The sequence below is a fragment of the Flavobacterium channae genome, assembly GCF_021172165.1.
Lineage (GTDB): Bacteria > Bacteroidota > Bacteroidia > Flavobacteriales > Flavobacteriaceae > Flavobacterium > Flavobacterium channae.
In genome coordinates, this window is record NZ_CP089096.1 from 2,539,796 (window position 1) to 2,554,706 (window position 14,911).

General features: G+C 31.6%; 15 protein-coding genes. 7 read left to right on the top strand and 8 right to left on the bottom strand.

The genetic code is table 11. The features are described from left to right. Positions 1-86: 86 nt before the first annotated feature. Both pckA and LOS89_RS11830 read right to left on the bottom strand, forming a co-directional pair. Complete coding sequence (pckA, locus tag LOS89_RS11825) at positions 87-1,712, bottom strand: phosphoenolpyruvate carboxykinase (ATP) (protein ID WP_231835447.1); 1,626 nt, start codon at positions 1,710-1,712, stop codon at positions 87-89. A gap of 69 nt (positions 1,713-1,781) precedes the next feature. Then, positions 1,782-2,168, bottom strand: a complete 387-nt coding sequence (locus tag LOS89_RS11830) for a DUF423 domain-containing protein (RefSeq protein ID WP_231835448.1) — start codon at positions 2,166-2,168, stop codon at positions 1,782-1,784. Between the two features lie 122 nt (positions 2,169-2,290). Here LOS89_RS11830 and LOS89_RS11835 point away from each other — a divergent pair, with 122 nt between their 5' ends. Together LOS89_RS11835 and LOS89_RS11840 are read left to right on the top strand one after the other, a co-directional pair. After that, positions 2,291-3,661: a saccharopine dehydrogenase family protein gene (locus LOS89_RS11835; protein WP_231835449.1), complete on the top strand. Its 1,371-nt coding sequence runs from the start codon at positions 2,291-2,293 to the stop codon at positions 3,659-3,661. Positions 3,662-3,762: 101 nt separating this feature from the next. Beyond that, positions 3,763-4,233, top strand: a complete 471-nt coding sequence (locus tag LOS89_RS11840) for an Lrp/AsnC family transcriptional regulator (protein ID WP_231835450.1) — start codon at positions 3,763-3,765, stop codon at positions 4,231-4,233. A gap of 79 nt (positions 4,234-4,312) precedes the next feature. On the opposite strand, the gene LOS89_RS11845 is transcribed toward LOS89_RS11840, so the two are convergent. The 5 genes from LOS89_RS11845 to LOS89_RS11865 all read right to left on the bottom strand — a co-directional run bounded on the left by LOS89_RS11845 (position 4,313) and on the right by LOS89_RS11865 (position 10,906). Next, on the bottom strand, positions 4,313-5,002 hold the full coding sequence (locus LOS89_RS11845; protein ID WP_231835451.1) for a zinc metallopeptidase: 690 nt from the start codon (positions 5,000-5,002) through the stop codon (positions 4,313-4,315). Positions 5,003-5,101: 99 nt separating this feature from the next. Further along, positions 5,102-5,290, bottom strand: a complete 189-nt coding sequence (locus LOS89_RS11850) for a hypothetical protein (RefSeq protein ID WP_231835452.1) — start codon at positions 5,288-5,290, stop codon at positions 5,102-5,104. Between the two features lie 114 nt (positions 5,291-5,404). Then, a complete protein-coding gene (locus tag LOS89_RS11855) occupies positions 5,405-6,001 on the bottom strand; it encodes a hypothetical protein (RefSeq protein WP_231835453.1) in 597 nt (198 codons plus the stop codon). 248 nt (positions 6,002-6,249) lie between these two features. Continuing rightward, a complete protein-coding gene (leuS, locus tag LOS89_RS11860) occupies positions 6,250-9,099 on the bottom strand; it encodes a leucine--tRNA ligase (protein ID WP_231835454.1) in 2,850 nt (949 codons plus the stop codon). Positions 9,100-9,232: 133 nt separating this feature from the next. Continuing rightward, the gene (locus tag LOS89_RS11865; protein WP_231835455.1) at positions 9,233-10,906 is read right to left on the bottom strand and encodes a WG repeat-containing protein; all 1,674 of its coding nucleotides are present in this window, start codon (positions 10,904-10,906) and stop codon (positions 9,233-9,235) included. A gap of 116 nt (positions 10,907-11,022) precedes the next feature. On the opposite strand from LOS89_RS11865, the gene LOS89_RS11870 reads away from it, so the two are divergent. From LOS89_RS11870 to LOS89_RS11890, 5 genes are read left to right on the top strand one after another with little or no spacing between them, the layout of a single operon-like run. After that, a complete protein-coding gene (locus LOS89_RS11870; RefSeq protein ID WP_231835456.1) occupies positions 11,023-11,898 on the top strand; it encodes a cell division protein FtsX in 876 nt (291 codons plus the stop codon). Positions 11,899-11,943: 45 nt separating this feature from the next. Beyond that, a complete protein-coding gene (locus tag LOS89_RS11875; RefSeq protein ID WP_231835457.1) occupies positions 11,944-12,183 on the top strand; it encodes a DUF3098 domain-containing protein in 240 nt (79 codons plus the stop codon). A gap of 10 nt (positions 12,184-12,193) precedes the next feature. After that, positions 12,194-12,979, top strand: a complete 786-nt coding sequence (locus LOS89_RS11880; protein ID WP_231835458.1) for an undecaprenyl-diphosphate phosphatase — start codon at positions 12,194-12,196, stop codon at positions 12,977-12,979. Further along, the gene (gene truB, locus LOS89_RS11885) at positions 12,979-13,677 is read left to right on the top strand and encodes a tRNA pseudouridine(55) synthase TruB (protein WP_231835459.1); all 699 of its coding nucleotides are present in this window, start codon (positions 12,979-12,981) and stop codon (positions 13,675-13,677) included. The genes LOS89_RS11880 and truB overlap by 1 nt, the downstream gene beginning before the upstream one ends. Then, positions 13,667-14,284: a YiiX/YebB-like N1pC/P60 family cysteine hydrolase gene (locus LOS89_RS11890; protein WP_231835460.1), complete on the top strand. Its 618-nt coding sequence runs from the start codon at positions 13,667-13,669 to the stop codon at positions 14,282-14,284. The genes truB and LOS89_RS11890 overlap by 11 nt, the downstream gene beginning before the upstream one ends. Here the strand turns inward: LOS89_RS11890 and LOS89_RS11895 are convergent. Further along, complete coding sequence (locus LOS89_RS11895) at positions 14,276-14,881, bottom strand: thioredoxin family protein (RefSeq protein WP_231835461.1); 606 nt, start codon at positions 14,879-14,881, stop codon at positions 14,276-14,278. The genes LOS89_RS11890 and LOS89_RS11895 overlap by 9 nt on opposite strands. Positions 14,882-14,911 lie beyond the last annotated feature (30 nt).

Consider the following 14,911-nt stretch of genomic DNA (forward strand, 5'->3'; position numbering starts at 1 on the left):
GTTTGGGTTTTGCTTTTTGTTTGATTAATACCAATAAAAAAAGTCCCGAATATTTCGGGACTTTTTACTATATAAATTTCTTTAGATTACAATTGAGGACCAGCTGCTACTAATGATTTTCCTTCTTCGTTGTCTGTATATTGAACGAAGTTTTTGATGAATCTTGAAGCCAAATCTTCTGCTTTTGCATTCCATTCAGAAGCATCCGCATATGTATTTCTAGGGTCTAAAATATTAGTATCTACATTTGGTAAAGCAGTAGGAACTACAAAATTAAATACTGGAACTGTTTTAGTTTCCGCTTTTTCGATAGAACCATCTAAAATAGCATCAATAATAGCTCTTGTATCTTTAATTGAAATACGTTTACCTGTTCCGTTCCAACCTGTGTTAACCATGTAAGCTGTAGCATTGTGTTGCTCCATTTTCTTCACTAATTCTTCACCGTATTTTGTTGGGTGTAATGATAAGAATGCTTTTCCGAAACAAGCTGAGAATGTTGGTTCTGGTTGTGTTACTCCTCTTTCTGTTCCAGCTAATTTAGCTGTAAATCCAGATAAGAAGTAATATTTAGTTTGCTCTGGAGTTAATTTAGAAACTGGAGGCATTACTCCGAATGCATCTGCTGTTAAGAAAATAACTTTAGTAGCGTGACCTGCTTTAGAAACCGGCCATACAATGTTATCAATATGGTAAATTGGATAAGAAACACGTGTATTTTGTGTAACTGAACCATCTTTGAAATCAATTTTTCCATTAGCATCAACCGTTACGTTTTCTAATAACGCATCTTTTTTGATAGCTCCGTAAATGTCTGGTTCGTTTTCTTTACTTAAATCGATAGTTTTTGCATAACATCCACCTTCGAAGTTGAAAACACCGTCATTATCCCATCCGTGCTCGTCGTCTCCGATTAATTCACGTTTTGGATCTGTTGATAACGTAGTTTTACCTGTTCCAGATAATCCGAAGAAAACAGCAACATCGCCATCTTTTCCTTTATTAGCCGAACAGTGCATAGAAGCAATTCCTTGTAATGGTAAGTAATAGTTCATCATTGAGAACAATCCTTTTTTCATTTCACCACCGTACCAAGTTCCTCCAATTAATTGGATTTTCTCAGTTAAATTGAACGCGATATATACTTCCGAATTTAATCCGTGAGCTGCGTAATCTTTGAAACTTGTTTTTGAACCATTCATTACAATGAAATCTGGCTCACCAAAGTTTTCTAATTCCGCTTCCGTTGGACGGATGAACATGTTTTTCACAAAGTGTGCTTGCCATGCTACTTCCATGATAAAACGAACTTTCAATCTTGTGTTTTCGTTTGCACCACAAAAAGCGTCAACAACATATAATTTTTTATTTGATAATTGCTTTACCGTAGTTTCTTTTAAAGCATTCCAAGTGTCTTGCGAGATCGGTTTGTTGTCGTTAGCTGCTTTATCAGAATTCCACCAAATTGTGTTTTCTGTAACGCTATCTTTAACAATGTATTTGTCTTTAGGAGAACGACCTGTGAATTCACCTGTCATTACGTTAACCGCGCCAAGTTCTGACAACTGACCTCTTTCAAAACCTTCTAAAGCTGGGTTTAATTCTTCATTATATAAATAATCGTATGAAGGATTGTATATGATTTCTGATACATTAACGATTCCGTACTTTTCTAACGAAATCGATTTCGTAGTTTGAGCATTCGTATCCATAAAATTAGGTTATGTTGTGTTTAAAATAAAGTGCAAAATTATAAATTAAATTTGAGATAGCGTTTTAATTTAGTGTTTTTTAGATAAAACAGCGTAAAATAAGTATCCCCAAGCCGAAACTAAGAACAGCCCACCTATTGGCGTTATCGGTCCTAAAAATTTCGTCTTTAAATTCGTAACAGTATTTGTTGCTAAAAAATAAATCGAGCCTGAAAAAAACAAAACTCCAATAATTGTTAAATAAAAAATGATAGAACGTTCTTTCTCTCCTAAAAAAGAAAAAGTTCCTATAAAAAAAAGAAACAACGCGTGATACATTTGATAACGTACCCCAACTTCAAATGTTGCCAATTGCTCCACCGAAAGTACTTTCTTTAATCCGTGAGCACCAAATGCTCCTAAAATTATTGCTGTTACCCCTAAAATAGCCGCAACCAACAGTATTTTCTTATCCATTTTATAAAATTTGAGACCAAAGATAGCAAAAGTTTTTATGTTAAATTATGACATAAATCAAGAATTTATTTTTATAAATATAACATTTCACTATCTTCGTGTGATATTTTACAAGTTACAAAATGAGACATGTTTTAGTCATTGGAGCTGGTCGATCTGCATCATCTCTTATAAAATATTTATTAGATCATTCCGAAGAACAAAATCTACAAGTTACTATAAGTGATTTATCTGAAGAGTTAGCAAAACAAAAGACTAATAATCACAAAAACGCAAGAGCTATTGCTTTTGACATTTTTAACGAAGCACAACGAAAAGAAGAAATTCAAAAAGCCGACATTGTGGTTTCGATGCTTCCAGCACATTTGCATTTAGAAGTTGCTAAAGATTGCATTACATATAAAAAGCACATGGTTACTGCTTCTTATATTAGCCCAGCTATGCAAGAATTAGACAAGGTGGCCAAAGAAAAAAATTTGATTTTCATGAACGAAATTGGTCTTGATCCTGGTATCGACCACATGAGTGCTATGAAAGTTTTAGATGAAATTCGAGAAAAAGGCGGCAACATTATTTTGTTTGAATCATTCTGTGGAGGATTGGTTGCTCCTGAAAGTGATACAAACTTATGGAACTACAAATTCACTTGGAATCCAAGAAATGTAGTTTTAGCTGGTCAAGGTGGCGCTGCAAAATTTATCCAAGAAGGCACTTACAAATACATTCCATATTCCAAATTATTCAGAAGAACCGAATTTTTGCATGTTGAAGGCTATGGCAGATTTGAAGCCTATGCAAATCGTGATTCATTAAAATACAGAAGTGTTTACGGATTAGATGATGCTTTAACTTGTTATCGCGGGACCATTAGAAGAGTGGGATATTCTAGAGCTTGGGATATTTTAGTTCAACTTGGAATGACAGATGATTCGTATACTATTGACAACTCTGAAAACATGACGTATCGCGAGTTTACCAATTCATTCTTACCATATCATCCAACAGATACAGTTGAAATTAAATTACGTCATGCGCAAAAAATAGATCAAGACGATATCATTTGGGACAAATTAGTAGAAATTGATTTATTCAATCCGACTAAAAAAATTGGATTAATAAAAGCTACTCCAGCACAAATTTTAGAAAAAATATTATCTGAAAAATGGGCTTTGGAACCAAACGACAAAGATATGATTGTAATGTATCATAAATTTGGTTACGAATTAAACGGCGAGAAAAAACAAATCGATTCTACAATGGTTTGTATTGGAGACGACCAAACGTATACTGCCATGGCAAAAACCGTTGGTTTACCTGTAGCAATTGCTACTTTAAAAATATTAAACAAAGAAATTACAACACCAGGAGTTCAATTACCAATTACTAAAGAGGTTTATGATCCTATCTTAAAAGAATTAGAAGATTATGGTGTGATTTTTAAAGAAACTAAGGTTCCTTATTTAGGCTACAATCCACTAAATATAAAGAATTAAGTAATTATTATTCTAAAATTAATCCGAAATCATAACTGGTTTCGGATTTTTTTATTTCAATTACAACCAATTTTGTATTTTTACTTTCAAATAAATCCAATATGAAGATAAATCACTTACAAATTGAAATTGATGGCATCGACAAAGAAATTCTTCGTTATTTGATGGAAGATGCCCGAAAACCCATTTTACAGATTGCTAATAAAATTGGAATTTCAGGCGCTGCTATCCATCAACGCTTGCGAAAACTAGAACAAGCTGGTGTTATCGCAGGTTCAAAATTTGTAGTAGACACCAAAGTTCTAGGTTATAGCACTTTGGCTTTTATTGGAATTTATTTAGAAAAAGCGTCAAGTAATCCAGATGTTGTAAAAGAGTTGAAAAAAATACCCGAAGTTTTAGAATGTCATTACACCACAGGAAACTGGAGTATTTTAATTAAGCTAATTTGTAAAGACAATGAACACTTGATGCAATTACTTAATAAAAAAATCCAACCAATTGATGGTGTTTCCAGAACAGAAACTTATATTTCATTGGAACAACAAATAGAAAGACAAATTCAGTTGTAAATTTCAATTACAATTTCAAAAATCAATAAAAAACCCAAATTCTTATCGAATTTGGGTTTTAAAATATTATAAGTAATCCTTAATCTCTACTTGCTCCTACATATCGCATTACGTAGTAAAGCAACGTTGCAATTGAACCAATTGCAGCAACTAAATACGTACGAGCAGCCCATTTTAAAGAATCTTCTGCACCAGCATATTCTTGCTGACTTACCATATTTTTGTTTTTTAACCAAGCTAACGCTCTATTACTTGCATCGTATTCTACAGGTAATGTAATAATTGAAAATAAAGTGGTAACAGCAAACAACACAATTCCAACTAATAATAATGAAGGGAATTTATTAATCAATAAGATTCCTGCGATTAAAACCCATTGTACTAACATTGAAGAAATTTGAACTGCCGGCACCATTTTAGAACGCATTGTTAACCAACTATACGCTTGTGCATGTTGTACCGCGTGACCACATTCGTGAGCCGCAACCGCAGCAGCAGCAGCATTTCTTTGGTTATAAACCGCTTCAGACAAATTAACGGTTTTATCCGCTGGATTGTAGTGGTCTGTTAATCTACCTGGTGTAGAAATTACACGCACATCATGAATGCCATGATCGGCTAACATTTTTTCCGCAATTTCAGCTCCACTCATTCCGTTTCTTAAATGAACTTTTGAATAGTAATCAAACTTAGATTGAAGTCGATTAGAAACCAACCAACTCACAAGCATTACTATACCACCAATAATCATTGAACCTAAATCAAACATATCTTGTATTTTTTATTTTAAAATTTATTAAATCAATTGCAAATTATAAGCCAAATTTACAAAATGACAATTTGGCATTAGTTAAATATTTCTAAAATACTAACGACACAACGTAACAAAAGCTATTAACTCCATAGTTTCGTAATAGGTAAATGAAACACTTACAACTTCAAAACCTTCATTTGCTTTTTTATTCAAGAATTGTTCTACTTCTTTTGCCAATTCTTCTTTCATGCTTCCAGAAAAACCAGCTGATTTCTTTAGAACGTGTACTTCGTGTTTTTTCATAACTTAAATTTATTATTATACGTAAAAAAAACAAAATGTTACATAAAAAGTAAAATTTACCAAAAACAAAAAAGCCTTCTTTTGCAAGAAGGCTTTAACACTAAACATATCTAATTAAGATGCATCTCTTAACTCATTGGTTTTTTTTATTTCATCAAACAATTGTCTTCTTAAACTTTGTTCGCGTTCTATACAAACTCTTCTAAAATTTTCATATTCATCTTCTAATTCTTGCAAAACCAATTTAGAACTTTCTGTTACTTCATTTGCTTTTTTAAATCGGAAATACATCGCTGCGCCAAACAATAATAACCCCAAAAATATTGTCCAAACAAAAACAGAATATGTTTCTCTACTGATAGCCATCCCAAAAAGACTAACACTTGCACTATCCTGAATTAACATTTGATTGATATTAATCAACTCTGACATTTCTTGTTGCAAAACCAAAAGTTCTTTTTCGTTTTCAACCAGTTTATCTTTTATCGCAAGTTGATTAGTTTGTTGATGTTGAATATAATTATGAAGATGTGATTGAAAATCCAAAGCATCTGCCTTATTGATCATCTTATAATCTTTGTAGCTAGAGGAATTATTAAATAAAGTGGAAAACTTTTTTGACAAATTACTGTCCGAAACTTGTGCATTTAAATTGAACACAAAACAAGAAATCAGAAAAAGTACTACTGAAATACTGACATTTTTCTTCATAGTTTATCGATTTGGGGGATTAATAAAACTAGTGAATTATATAAATAATAAACCCTATTTAATTGTTTGATTTCTAAATATATGCATTTTATATCAAACAACATGAGTTTAACATCATAAAATATAAAAATTTAACAAAAAATATGTTTTTTATACCCAAAACAAACAGATTTTGTCAAAATTTTCTATGCCAAATAAAAAACCCCAAACTTTTTAAGTTTGGGGGTTGAAAGAAATATTCTTTATGATTACCCTACTAAATTAATAATCTTTCCAGGAACGATGATTACTTTATTAGGTGTTCTTCCTTGTAATTGATTTTGCGTTCTTTCATCAGCCATTACAATTTCTTCAATTTGAGCAGCTGTTAAATCTAATGGCAATTTAATTGTAAAACGCATTTTTCCGTTGAATGAAACCGGATATTCTTTTTCGCTTTCAATTAAATATTTTTCCTCAAATTTAGGGAAAGCAACTGTTGAAATTGAACCTTCATGACCTAAAGCACTCCATAACTCTTCTGCAATATGTGGTGCATAAGGCGAAACTAAAACTGCTAAGGGTTCTAAAATAGCTCTGTGATTGCATTTTAATTGCGATAATTCGTTTACACAAATCATAAATTGAGAAACAGAAGTATTAAACGAGAAATTCTCAATATCTTCCGTTACTTTCTTAATGGTTTTATGTAACGATTTGTACATTTCTGCCGTTGGTTCGTCATCTTTTACAACAGAACCATTGTCATCAAAATACAAACGCCATAGTTTTTTTAAGAAACCAGAAACTCCTGTAATTCCTGCTGTATTCCAAGGTTTCGCTTGTTCTAATGGCCCTAAAAACATTTCATACAAACGCAACGTATCCGCACCATATTCTTCACAAATATCATCTGGATTGACTACATTGTATTTCGATTTTGACATTTTTTCTACTTCGCGACCTACAATGTATTTTCCATCTTCTAACACAAATTCAGCGTTTTTATAATCTGAATATAAAGGATGCGCTTTGAATTTTTCGATGTCTAATTCGTTGGTGATGTCATTAATACATGATAAATCAACGTGAATTGGATGAACATTTTTATCTTTAATTAATCCTTTAGAATATAATGTTTTTGAATCTTCACTTCTGTAAACAAAAGCACTCATTCCCAAAATCATTCCTTGATTGATTAATTTTTTGAATGGTTCTTCTGTTGGCGCAACACCTCTATCTTTTAAAAATTTGTTCCAAAAACGAGAATACAACAAGTGACCAGTTGCGTGCTCGCTTCCTCCAATATATAAATCTACATTTTCCCAATATTTTAAAGCATCCTCGCTAGCAAATTCGTTGTCGTTGTGAGCATCCATATAACGCATCCAATACCAAGACGAACCTGCCCAACCTGGCATGGTGTTCAATTCTAATGGGAATACATTTACATTGTCAATTAAATCATTGCTAACTACAGCATTTGCATTTGTATCCCAAGCCCAAACCGTTGCATTTCCTAATGGTGGCTGACCATCTTCTGTTGGTAAATATTTTTCAACTTCTGGTAAAACAATTGGCAAATGTTTTTTGTCAATCATTTGTGGCAAACCATTTACATAATACACTGGGAAAGGTTCACCCCAATATCTTTGACGAGAGAAAACAGCATCGCGTAAACGGTAATTTACTTTGGCTTTTCCTGCTCCTATTTTTTCTAACTCTTCGATTACTTTTTTCGTTCCATTTTTGCAATCCAATCCGTTTAAGAAATCAGAATCTACTAGTTCGAAACCACCTTTTTCACCAAAAGCTGCTTCAGAAATATCTTGATTAAAAATATTTTTAATAGCTGGCATTCCGTTTGTTCCTTTGAAGAAATTAGCAAACGCATAATCGCGCTCATCACCACAAGGAACCGCCATAACAGCACCCGTTCCGTAACCTGCCAACACGTAATCGCCAATCCAAACCGGAATTGGTTCTTTAGTAAATGGATGTTCGGCATACGCTCCAGTAAAAACTCCTGAAATGGTTTTAACATCAGCCATACGCTCTCTTTCTGAACGCTTTGCAGTTGCTTCAATATAAGCTTCAACCGCTTCCTTTTGTTCTGGAGTTGTAATTTGAGCTACCAATTCGTGTTCTGGCGCTAACGTCATAAACGTAACACCAAAAATCGTATCAGGACGCGTTGTAAATACTTCGATTGTTGCTGGAAGTTGGAAGTTAGAAGATGGAAGAACGTTAAAAGTCACACTTGCTCCTACACTTTTCCCAATCCAGTTACGTTGCGATTCTTTAATCGATTCACTCCAATCAATCGTTTCTAAACCTTGTAACAAACGTTCTGCATAAGCTGAAATTCGCATCGACCATTGTGTCATTTTTTTACGAATAACAGGATGTCCACCACGCTCCGAAACACCATTTACGATTTCGTCATTTGCTAAAACAGTTCCTAAAGCCGGACACCAGTTTACTTCTGTTTCTGCTAAATACGTTAATCTATATTGTAATAAGATTTTTTGTTGCTCTTCTGAAGAAAATGCATCCCATTCTGCTGAAGTAAATGATACAATATTGTCATCACAAACCGCATTTACATTTGCGTTTCCTTCCGCTTGGAATTTTTCTACTAACGTAGAGATATCTTCCGCTTGGTTGGTATCATTGTTATACCATGAATTGAACAATTGGATAAAAATCCATTGTGTCCATTTGTAATAATCAGGATTTGAAGTACGTACTTCACGACTCCAATCAAATGAAAAACCAATTTTATCTAATTGCTCACGATAACGCGCAATATTCTCTTTAGTTGTTTTTTCTGGATGTTGACCTGTTTGAATGGCATATTGTTCCGCTGGTAAACCAAAAGAATCATAACCTTGTGGATGCAAAACATTGAATCCTTGATGTCTTTTATAACGCGCCACAATATCAGAAGCAATGTAACCTAGTGGATGCCCAACGTGTAATCCTGCTCCAGATGGATAAGGAAACATGTCTAATACATAGTATTTTGGCTTTTCAGAATTATTTTTAGCAGCAAAAGTTTGGTTTTCTGCCCAATATTGTTGCCATTTGGCTTCGATTTTTTCGTGATGGTATTTCATTCGTCGTTTTTATTGTTTTTTAATGGTCTCATGCTTTCGCAAGCTCAAGTCATTTATAACATTGTCGTTTTTCTGTAATCGGTTTAACCGAAAAATAAGGTGCAAAAATACGTTTTATAAAACTTTTATAAAACTAATCTTTAAAATATAAAGTACCGTTTGGATTTGCATATCCTTTGAAATTTCCATTTTCATCTTCAAGTGCAATATAATCGATCGCTTCTAACAGAGAAATTCCTTTTTTTCCACTCCCAACAGCATATCTAATTTCTTTAACTGAATAAGGATAATAAGACGGCAACAATGTCAGGACATAATCAGAGCCACTATAATAGCTAATATATGCCGAATGTTGATTCCCTTTTTTTACTTTTAAAAAACTTTGATTTTCTGAATTGAATCTAATATCATCAAAATCGATTGGTAATTTAATTTCTTTTTCATCTGAAGAAGTAGCAAATAATTTTTCCGAAATTAATCCATACAGATTGTTTTTCTTTACCAAAAATATTTGTTCTTTAACAATAGGAGTTATAGTAAATCCTAATTTTACTTCATCATATTCAAATGGCAAAACAACAGTATGTTTAGCATCAATAACGCCATATTTCATGATTTTTGTTTTCTTATCTAAAACTCCAACTTTGAAATAACTTTTAGAACTATAATCAAATTTCTTTTCAGATTTCATTGGCTCTAAGAAATCATATTCTAAACTTTTTTGAAATGGATATTTATAAATTAAACCAAATTTATTCTTCTTCTGATAAATAATGTAATTAAAGTACCCTTGTATTGAATCCGAAAATGGCTTTTCATCTACAATAGCACCTTTTGATTTAAACACTTCTATTTTATCAACTTTAAATGGGAATTTTACAGTTTTTTTATTCTTATTAACGCTATTTGTAATTTCAATTTGACCTTCTTTTAACACATAATTGTAATAAGAATTCCCTTTTGGTTTTTTTCTAATGTCCTTTTTTTGATCTGGCACATCACCACTTCCTAATCCTGTTCCTAAATAAACTTGTGGTTCATCTATAACAATTTCGCTTCCCATATCTGGAACAGCTACATTGTCATCATAACCTTCATATCTATTCTTTTTCTTTTGAATACCAGTATTTTCTAAAATGTACTGGCTATCTTTTTTTTCATCTAAAAGAATTATTTGACTTCCTTCAATTTTAAAGTATTTGGTTTCAGTATTACTTACTGCAGTTTGCTTAATGTAAGCAATTGCTAATTCTTCTTTTGATTTTTTATTATCTAACTCAATTGAGAAAACATCTTTTATTACATAACTCAACTTATCTTTATCATAATAATCAAGGTTTACCAACGATTCTTTACCATCAAGATTTCTTACATGAAACCCAATTATAAATGTATCTGCGAATCGCTTGTCATTTCCTTTGATTGCTTTTAAAGAAGAAAGTGGTTTATTTATTAAAAGTTCACCATTAATATTGTATAGAAATTGTTGTTCTTTTTTTAATGAATCTTTTTTAATAGCAATTATTAAATTATGAGAGACATAAATCAAATCTTGAAATTCAACTGGAATAATATTTTTAAAACCTGAATAAATTCCAATATTATTATTCGACTTAACTTCAAAAAAATCATACGATTTACCACGTACATTTTTAACAACATCGTATGTTGGCTTAACTAAAACCAAAGCTTTTTCATTACACAAACCCCATAAATTTCCTTCTCGGTAAGGAAAAATCTTTTCTTGGGCATTTAAAACAATTGTAAAAAATAATAAAAATGAAAAAATCTTAAATTTTGATGTCATTTTAAAGAATTTAAAGGTTCAAATTTAAAGATAATAAATACTAAAGTTAAAACTTTGTTGTTATATTCTATGTAAACAAAATTTCTTTACTATTTTTACGGCTTAAATACAATTATATGGCATCATCTTTTGAAAATTACAACAAGCGACGATTGATTTCTTCATACTTTTCGGTAGTATTGAGTATCTTTTTAGTTTTATTCCTTTTAGGAGCATTAGGACTTTTTGTAATTAATTCAAAAAAAATAACCAATGATTTTAAAGAGAATATTCCGATGACTATTTTCTTTAATAACGATGCAAATGATTCTATTATTGATGCATTTGATACCGAAATGAAAAATGCAAAATTTATAAAAGACTACGCATTTGTTCATAAAGATAGTGCTGCTAAAAACAATGTAGATATCGTAGGAAAAGATTTCATGGAGTTTTTAGGTTTCAATCCGCTTCAAAATTCATTTGATATTCACTTAAAAGGAGATTACGTTGTTGCAGATAGTATAAAAAAAATTGAACGTAACATTCGTAAAAACGAAATGGTTTCGGAAATTATTTATGACAAAGAATTAGTAGATTTAGTTAATAACAATGTTACTAAAATCAGTTTTTGGATTTTAATTATAAGCGGAGTTTTAACAGTAGTAGCTATGCTTTTAATTAACAGTTCGCTTCGTTTATCGGTTTATTCACATCGATTTACAATCAAAACAATGCAAATGGTTGGCGCTACAAAATCTTTCATCAGAAAACCATTTATTTGGAGAAGCATCAAACTAGGTTTAATAGGTTCTGTGTTGGCAATTATTGCTTTATTATTCCTTGTATATTATGTTGATGGTTTATTCCCAAGTTTAGGAATTGCAAAAGATTATACTTCTATCGGAATTGTAGTTATTGGAGTGTTATTAATTGGAATCATTATTACTTCGATTAGCACGTTTTTTGCAACACAACGTTTTCTAAATTTAAAAACTGACGACTTATACTAATATTCCGTATTCAATTGAAGGCACTGTGAATTAAAAAATAACAAAATGGAAAATAACAACAAACCTGAATTTCTTTTTGACAAAGTAAATTATAAAATTCTTTTAGTTGGCTTAGCTGTAATTGCACTAGGATTTATCTTAATGAGTGGTGGCGGTAGTGACAATCCAAACGTGTTTAACGAAGACATCTTTAATTTCAGAAGAATTCGTTTAGCTCCAACTTTAGTATTAATTGGATTTGGAATTACTGTTTATTCCATTTTGAAAAATCCTTCTAAAAAGTAATTAGTTAAAATTGAACACACTTCAAGCCATTATACTTGCAATTATTGAAGGAATAACCGAATTCCTTCCTGTTTCTTCTACAGGACATATGATAATCGCTTCTTCTTTTTTTGGAATTGCACAAGACGATTTTACCAAATTATTTACAATCGTAATACAGTTAGGAACTATTTTATCAGTAGTTGTATTGTATTTCAAACGCTTTTTTCAATCGCTTGATTTTTACTTCAAATTATTTGTAGCTTTTATTCCTGCAGTAATTTTTGGTTTACTTCTAAGTGATTTTATCGATGGTTTACTAGAAAATCCTATCACTGTTGCAGTTTCATTAATTATTGGAGGTGTTTTATTACTTAAAGTTGACGAATGGTTTGGCAATTCTGAAGGAACTGAAATCTCCTATTTAACCGCTTTAAAAATTGGTTTATTTCAATGTTTAGCTATGATACCTGGAGTTTCTAGAAGTGGTGCTAGTATCGTTGGTGGTATGACACAAAAACTTTCAAGAACAACTGCTGCGGAATTTTCATTTTTTCTAGCAATTCCTACTATGTTGGGCGCTACATTAAAAAAATCATACGATTATTATAAAGCAGGTTATGAACTAACACAAGAACAAACTAATTTACTAATTATAGGAAATGTTGTTGGGTTTATTGTGGCTTTAATTGCAATAAAATCTTTCATAGGATTTTTAACGAAACACGGATTTAAAATTTTTGGATATTACAGAATAGTAGCAGGAATTGCCATTCTATTAATTCATTTTTTTGTTCAAAAATTAACCATTATTTAATGACTTCAGAAGAAATTTTAGCCGGAAAAGTATTGCTAATCGACAAGCCTTTAACGTGGTCTTCGTTTCAGGCGGTTAATAAATTGAAATACATTTTAAAACGCAAATACGATTTACCTAAAAAATTTAAAATTGGTCATGCCGGAACGCTAGATCCTTTAGCAACTGGTTTATTAATTATTTGTACTGGAAAGTTTACCAAACAAATTACCGAAATTCAAGCACAAGCAAAAGAATATACTGGAACAATTATAATTGGAGCCACTACTCCATCTTATGATTTAGAAACAGAAATAGATGCAACTTTTCCAACAGAACATATTACTGAAGAATTGATTTTAGAAACTACTAAACAATTTTTAGGCGAAATAGATCAAAAACCACCTGTTTTTTCAGCTATAAAAAAAGATGGAAAACGTTTGTACGAACACGCTCGTGCTGGCGAAGAAGTAGAAATTCAAGCAAGAAAAACTACGATTTACGAATTTGAAATTACAAGAATACAATTTCCTGAAGTAGATTTCAGAGTAAAATGCAGCAAAGGAACATACATTCGTTCGTTAGCTTATGATTTTGGATTAGCTCTACAATCTGGAGGTCATTTAACCGCATTAAGAAGAACGAAAATTGGTGATTATTCAGTTAACAATGCTATTTCACCTGAAGATTTTGAAAAAGAAATAAATAATGAAAACTAAATTTTACCTTCTTTTATTATTTACTGTTTCAAGCTTTTCGCAAAACGTAAAACTAAAAACAGGCGATTTATTATTTCAATCTATGAATTGCGGTCCGCTTTGTGAAGCCATTAACGAAGTTACTGAAGGTTATCAAGGAAAAGATTTTAGTCATTTAGGAATGGTGTACATCAAAAATGATTCTATTTTTGTAATTGAAGCATCTGGAAAAGAAGTAAAAGTTACACCTTACGAAACTTTTAAAACCTACACCAATGACGAAATGTATGTAGGCAGATTGAAACGTAAATTCCGAAAATATATTCCTGAAGCAATTAGCTTTTCTTTGCAACAAGTTGGTGTTCCTTATGACGATGAATATTTGTATGATAATGGAAAATACTATTGTTCAGAATTAATTTATGATGCTTTTTTGAATTCGTATAAAAAGCCTCTATTTGATTTGTATCCAATGACTTTCAAATCACCAAATACAAATGAATATTTTGAAGTTTGGGCAGACTATTATGCTAAACTAAAAATGGAAATCCCAGAAGGGCAACTTGGTTGTAACCCTGGCGGAATTTCCACTTCTAACAAATTAAAAATTATAGGAAGCTTACGCTAACACTCTTTCATGTAGTTCCACGATTTCATTCTGAATCGAAATTCCTTTATCGTGTAAATACCATTTTTGCAACTCTATTTTTGCCGTTTCATCAACCACACCATGAGCTGCCTTGTAGTCTAAAATCAATTGTTTTGCTCCTTGAGGTCTTGGTCCCCAATCTGAAAGCACTTCTAAAGTAGCACTTTCAATAATTATCAATTTAGGAATAGCTTTTCCTCCGTTAGTTAAAAATTGCTGCATTAAAGCATCATTATCATCTCTCAAAGCAATTCGCAAATCTATTTTATCTAAAGCTGCAGCCATCTTATGAATAACCGGAACAATTTGAGCCGCATCACCACACCAACCCTCACTTAGTACTAACCAAATGTAATTTTTTTCTAAATTTTGCAATTTATGTTGCACACCATCAAGTATCTGAATCGTTTTCTCTAATCGATTCATTCTTGTCTCGTTCAATTCAGAATATTTCAACAAATCTTCTGTTTGGGTATGTCCTGTAGATTTTCCTTCTGCAATTAAACTCGTTACTTCATTTCTATACTCAGAATAAGAAAAACTATTTTCTAATGCTTGTTTTATAGTATTTATCATCTTCTTAACTTTATTTGGCAAATTTAATTC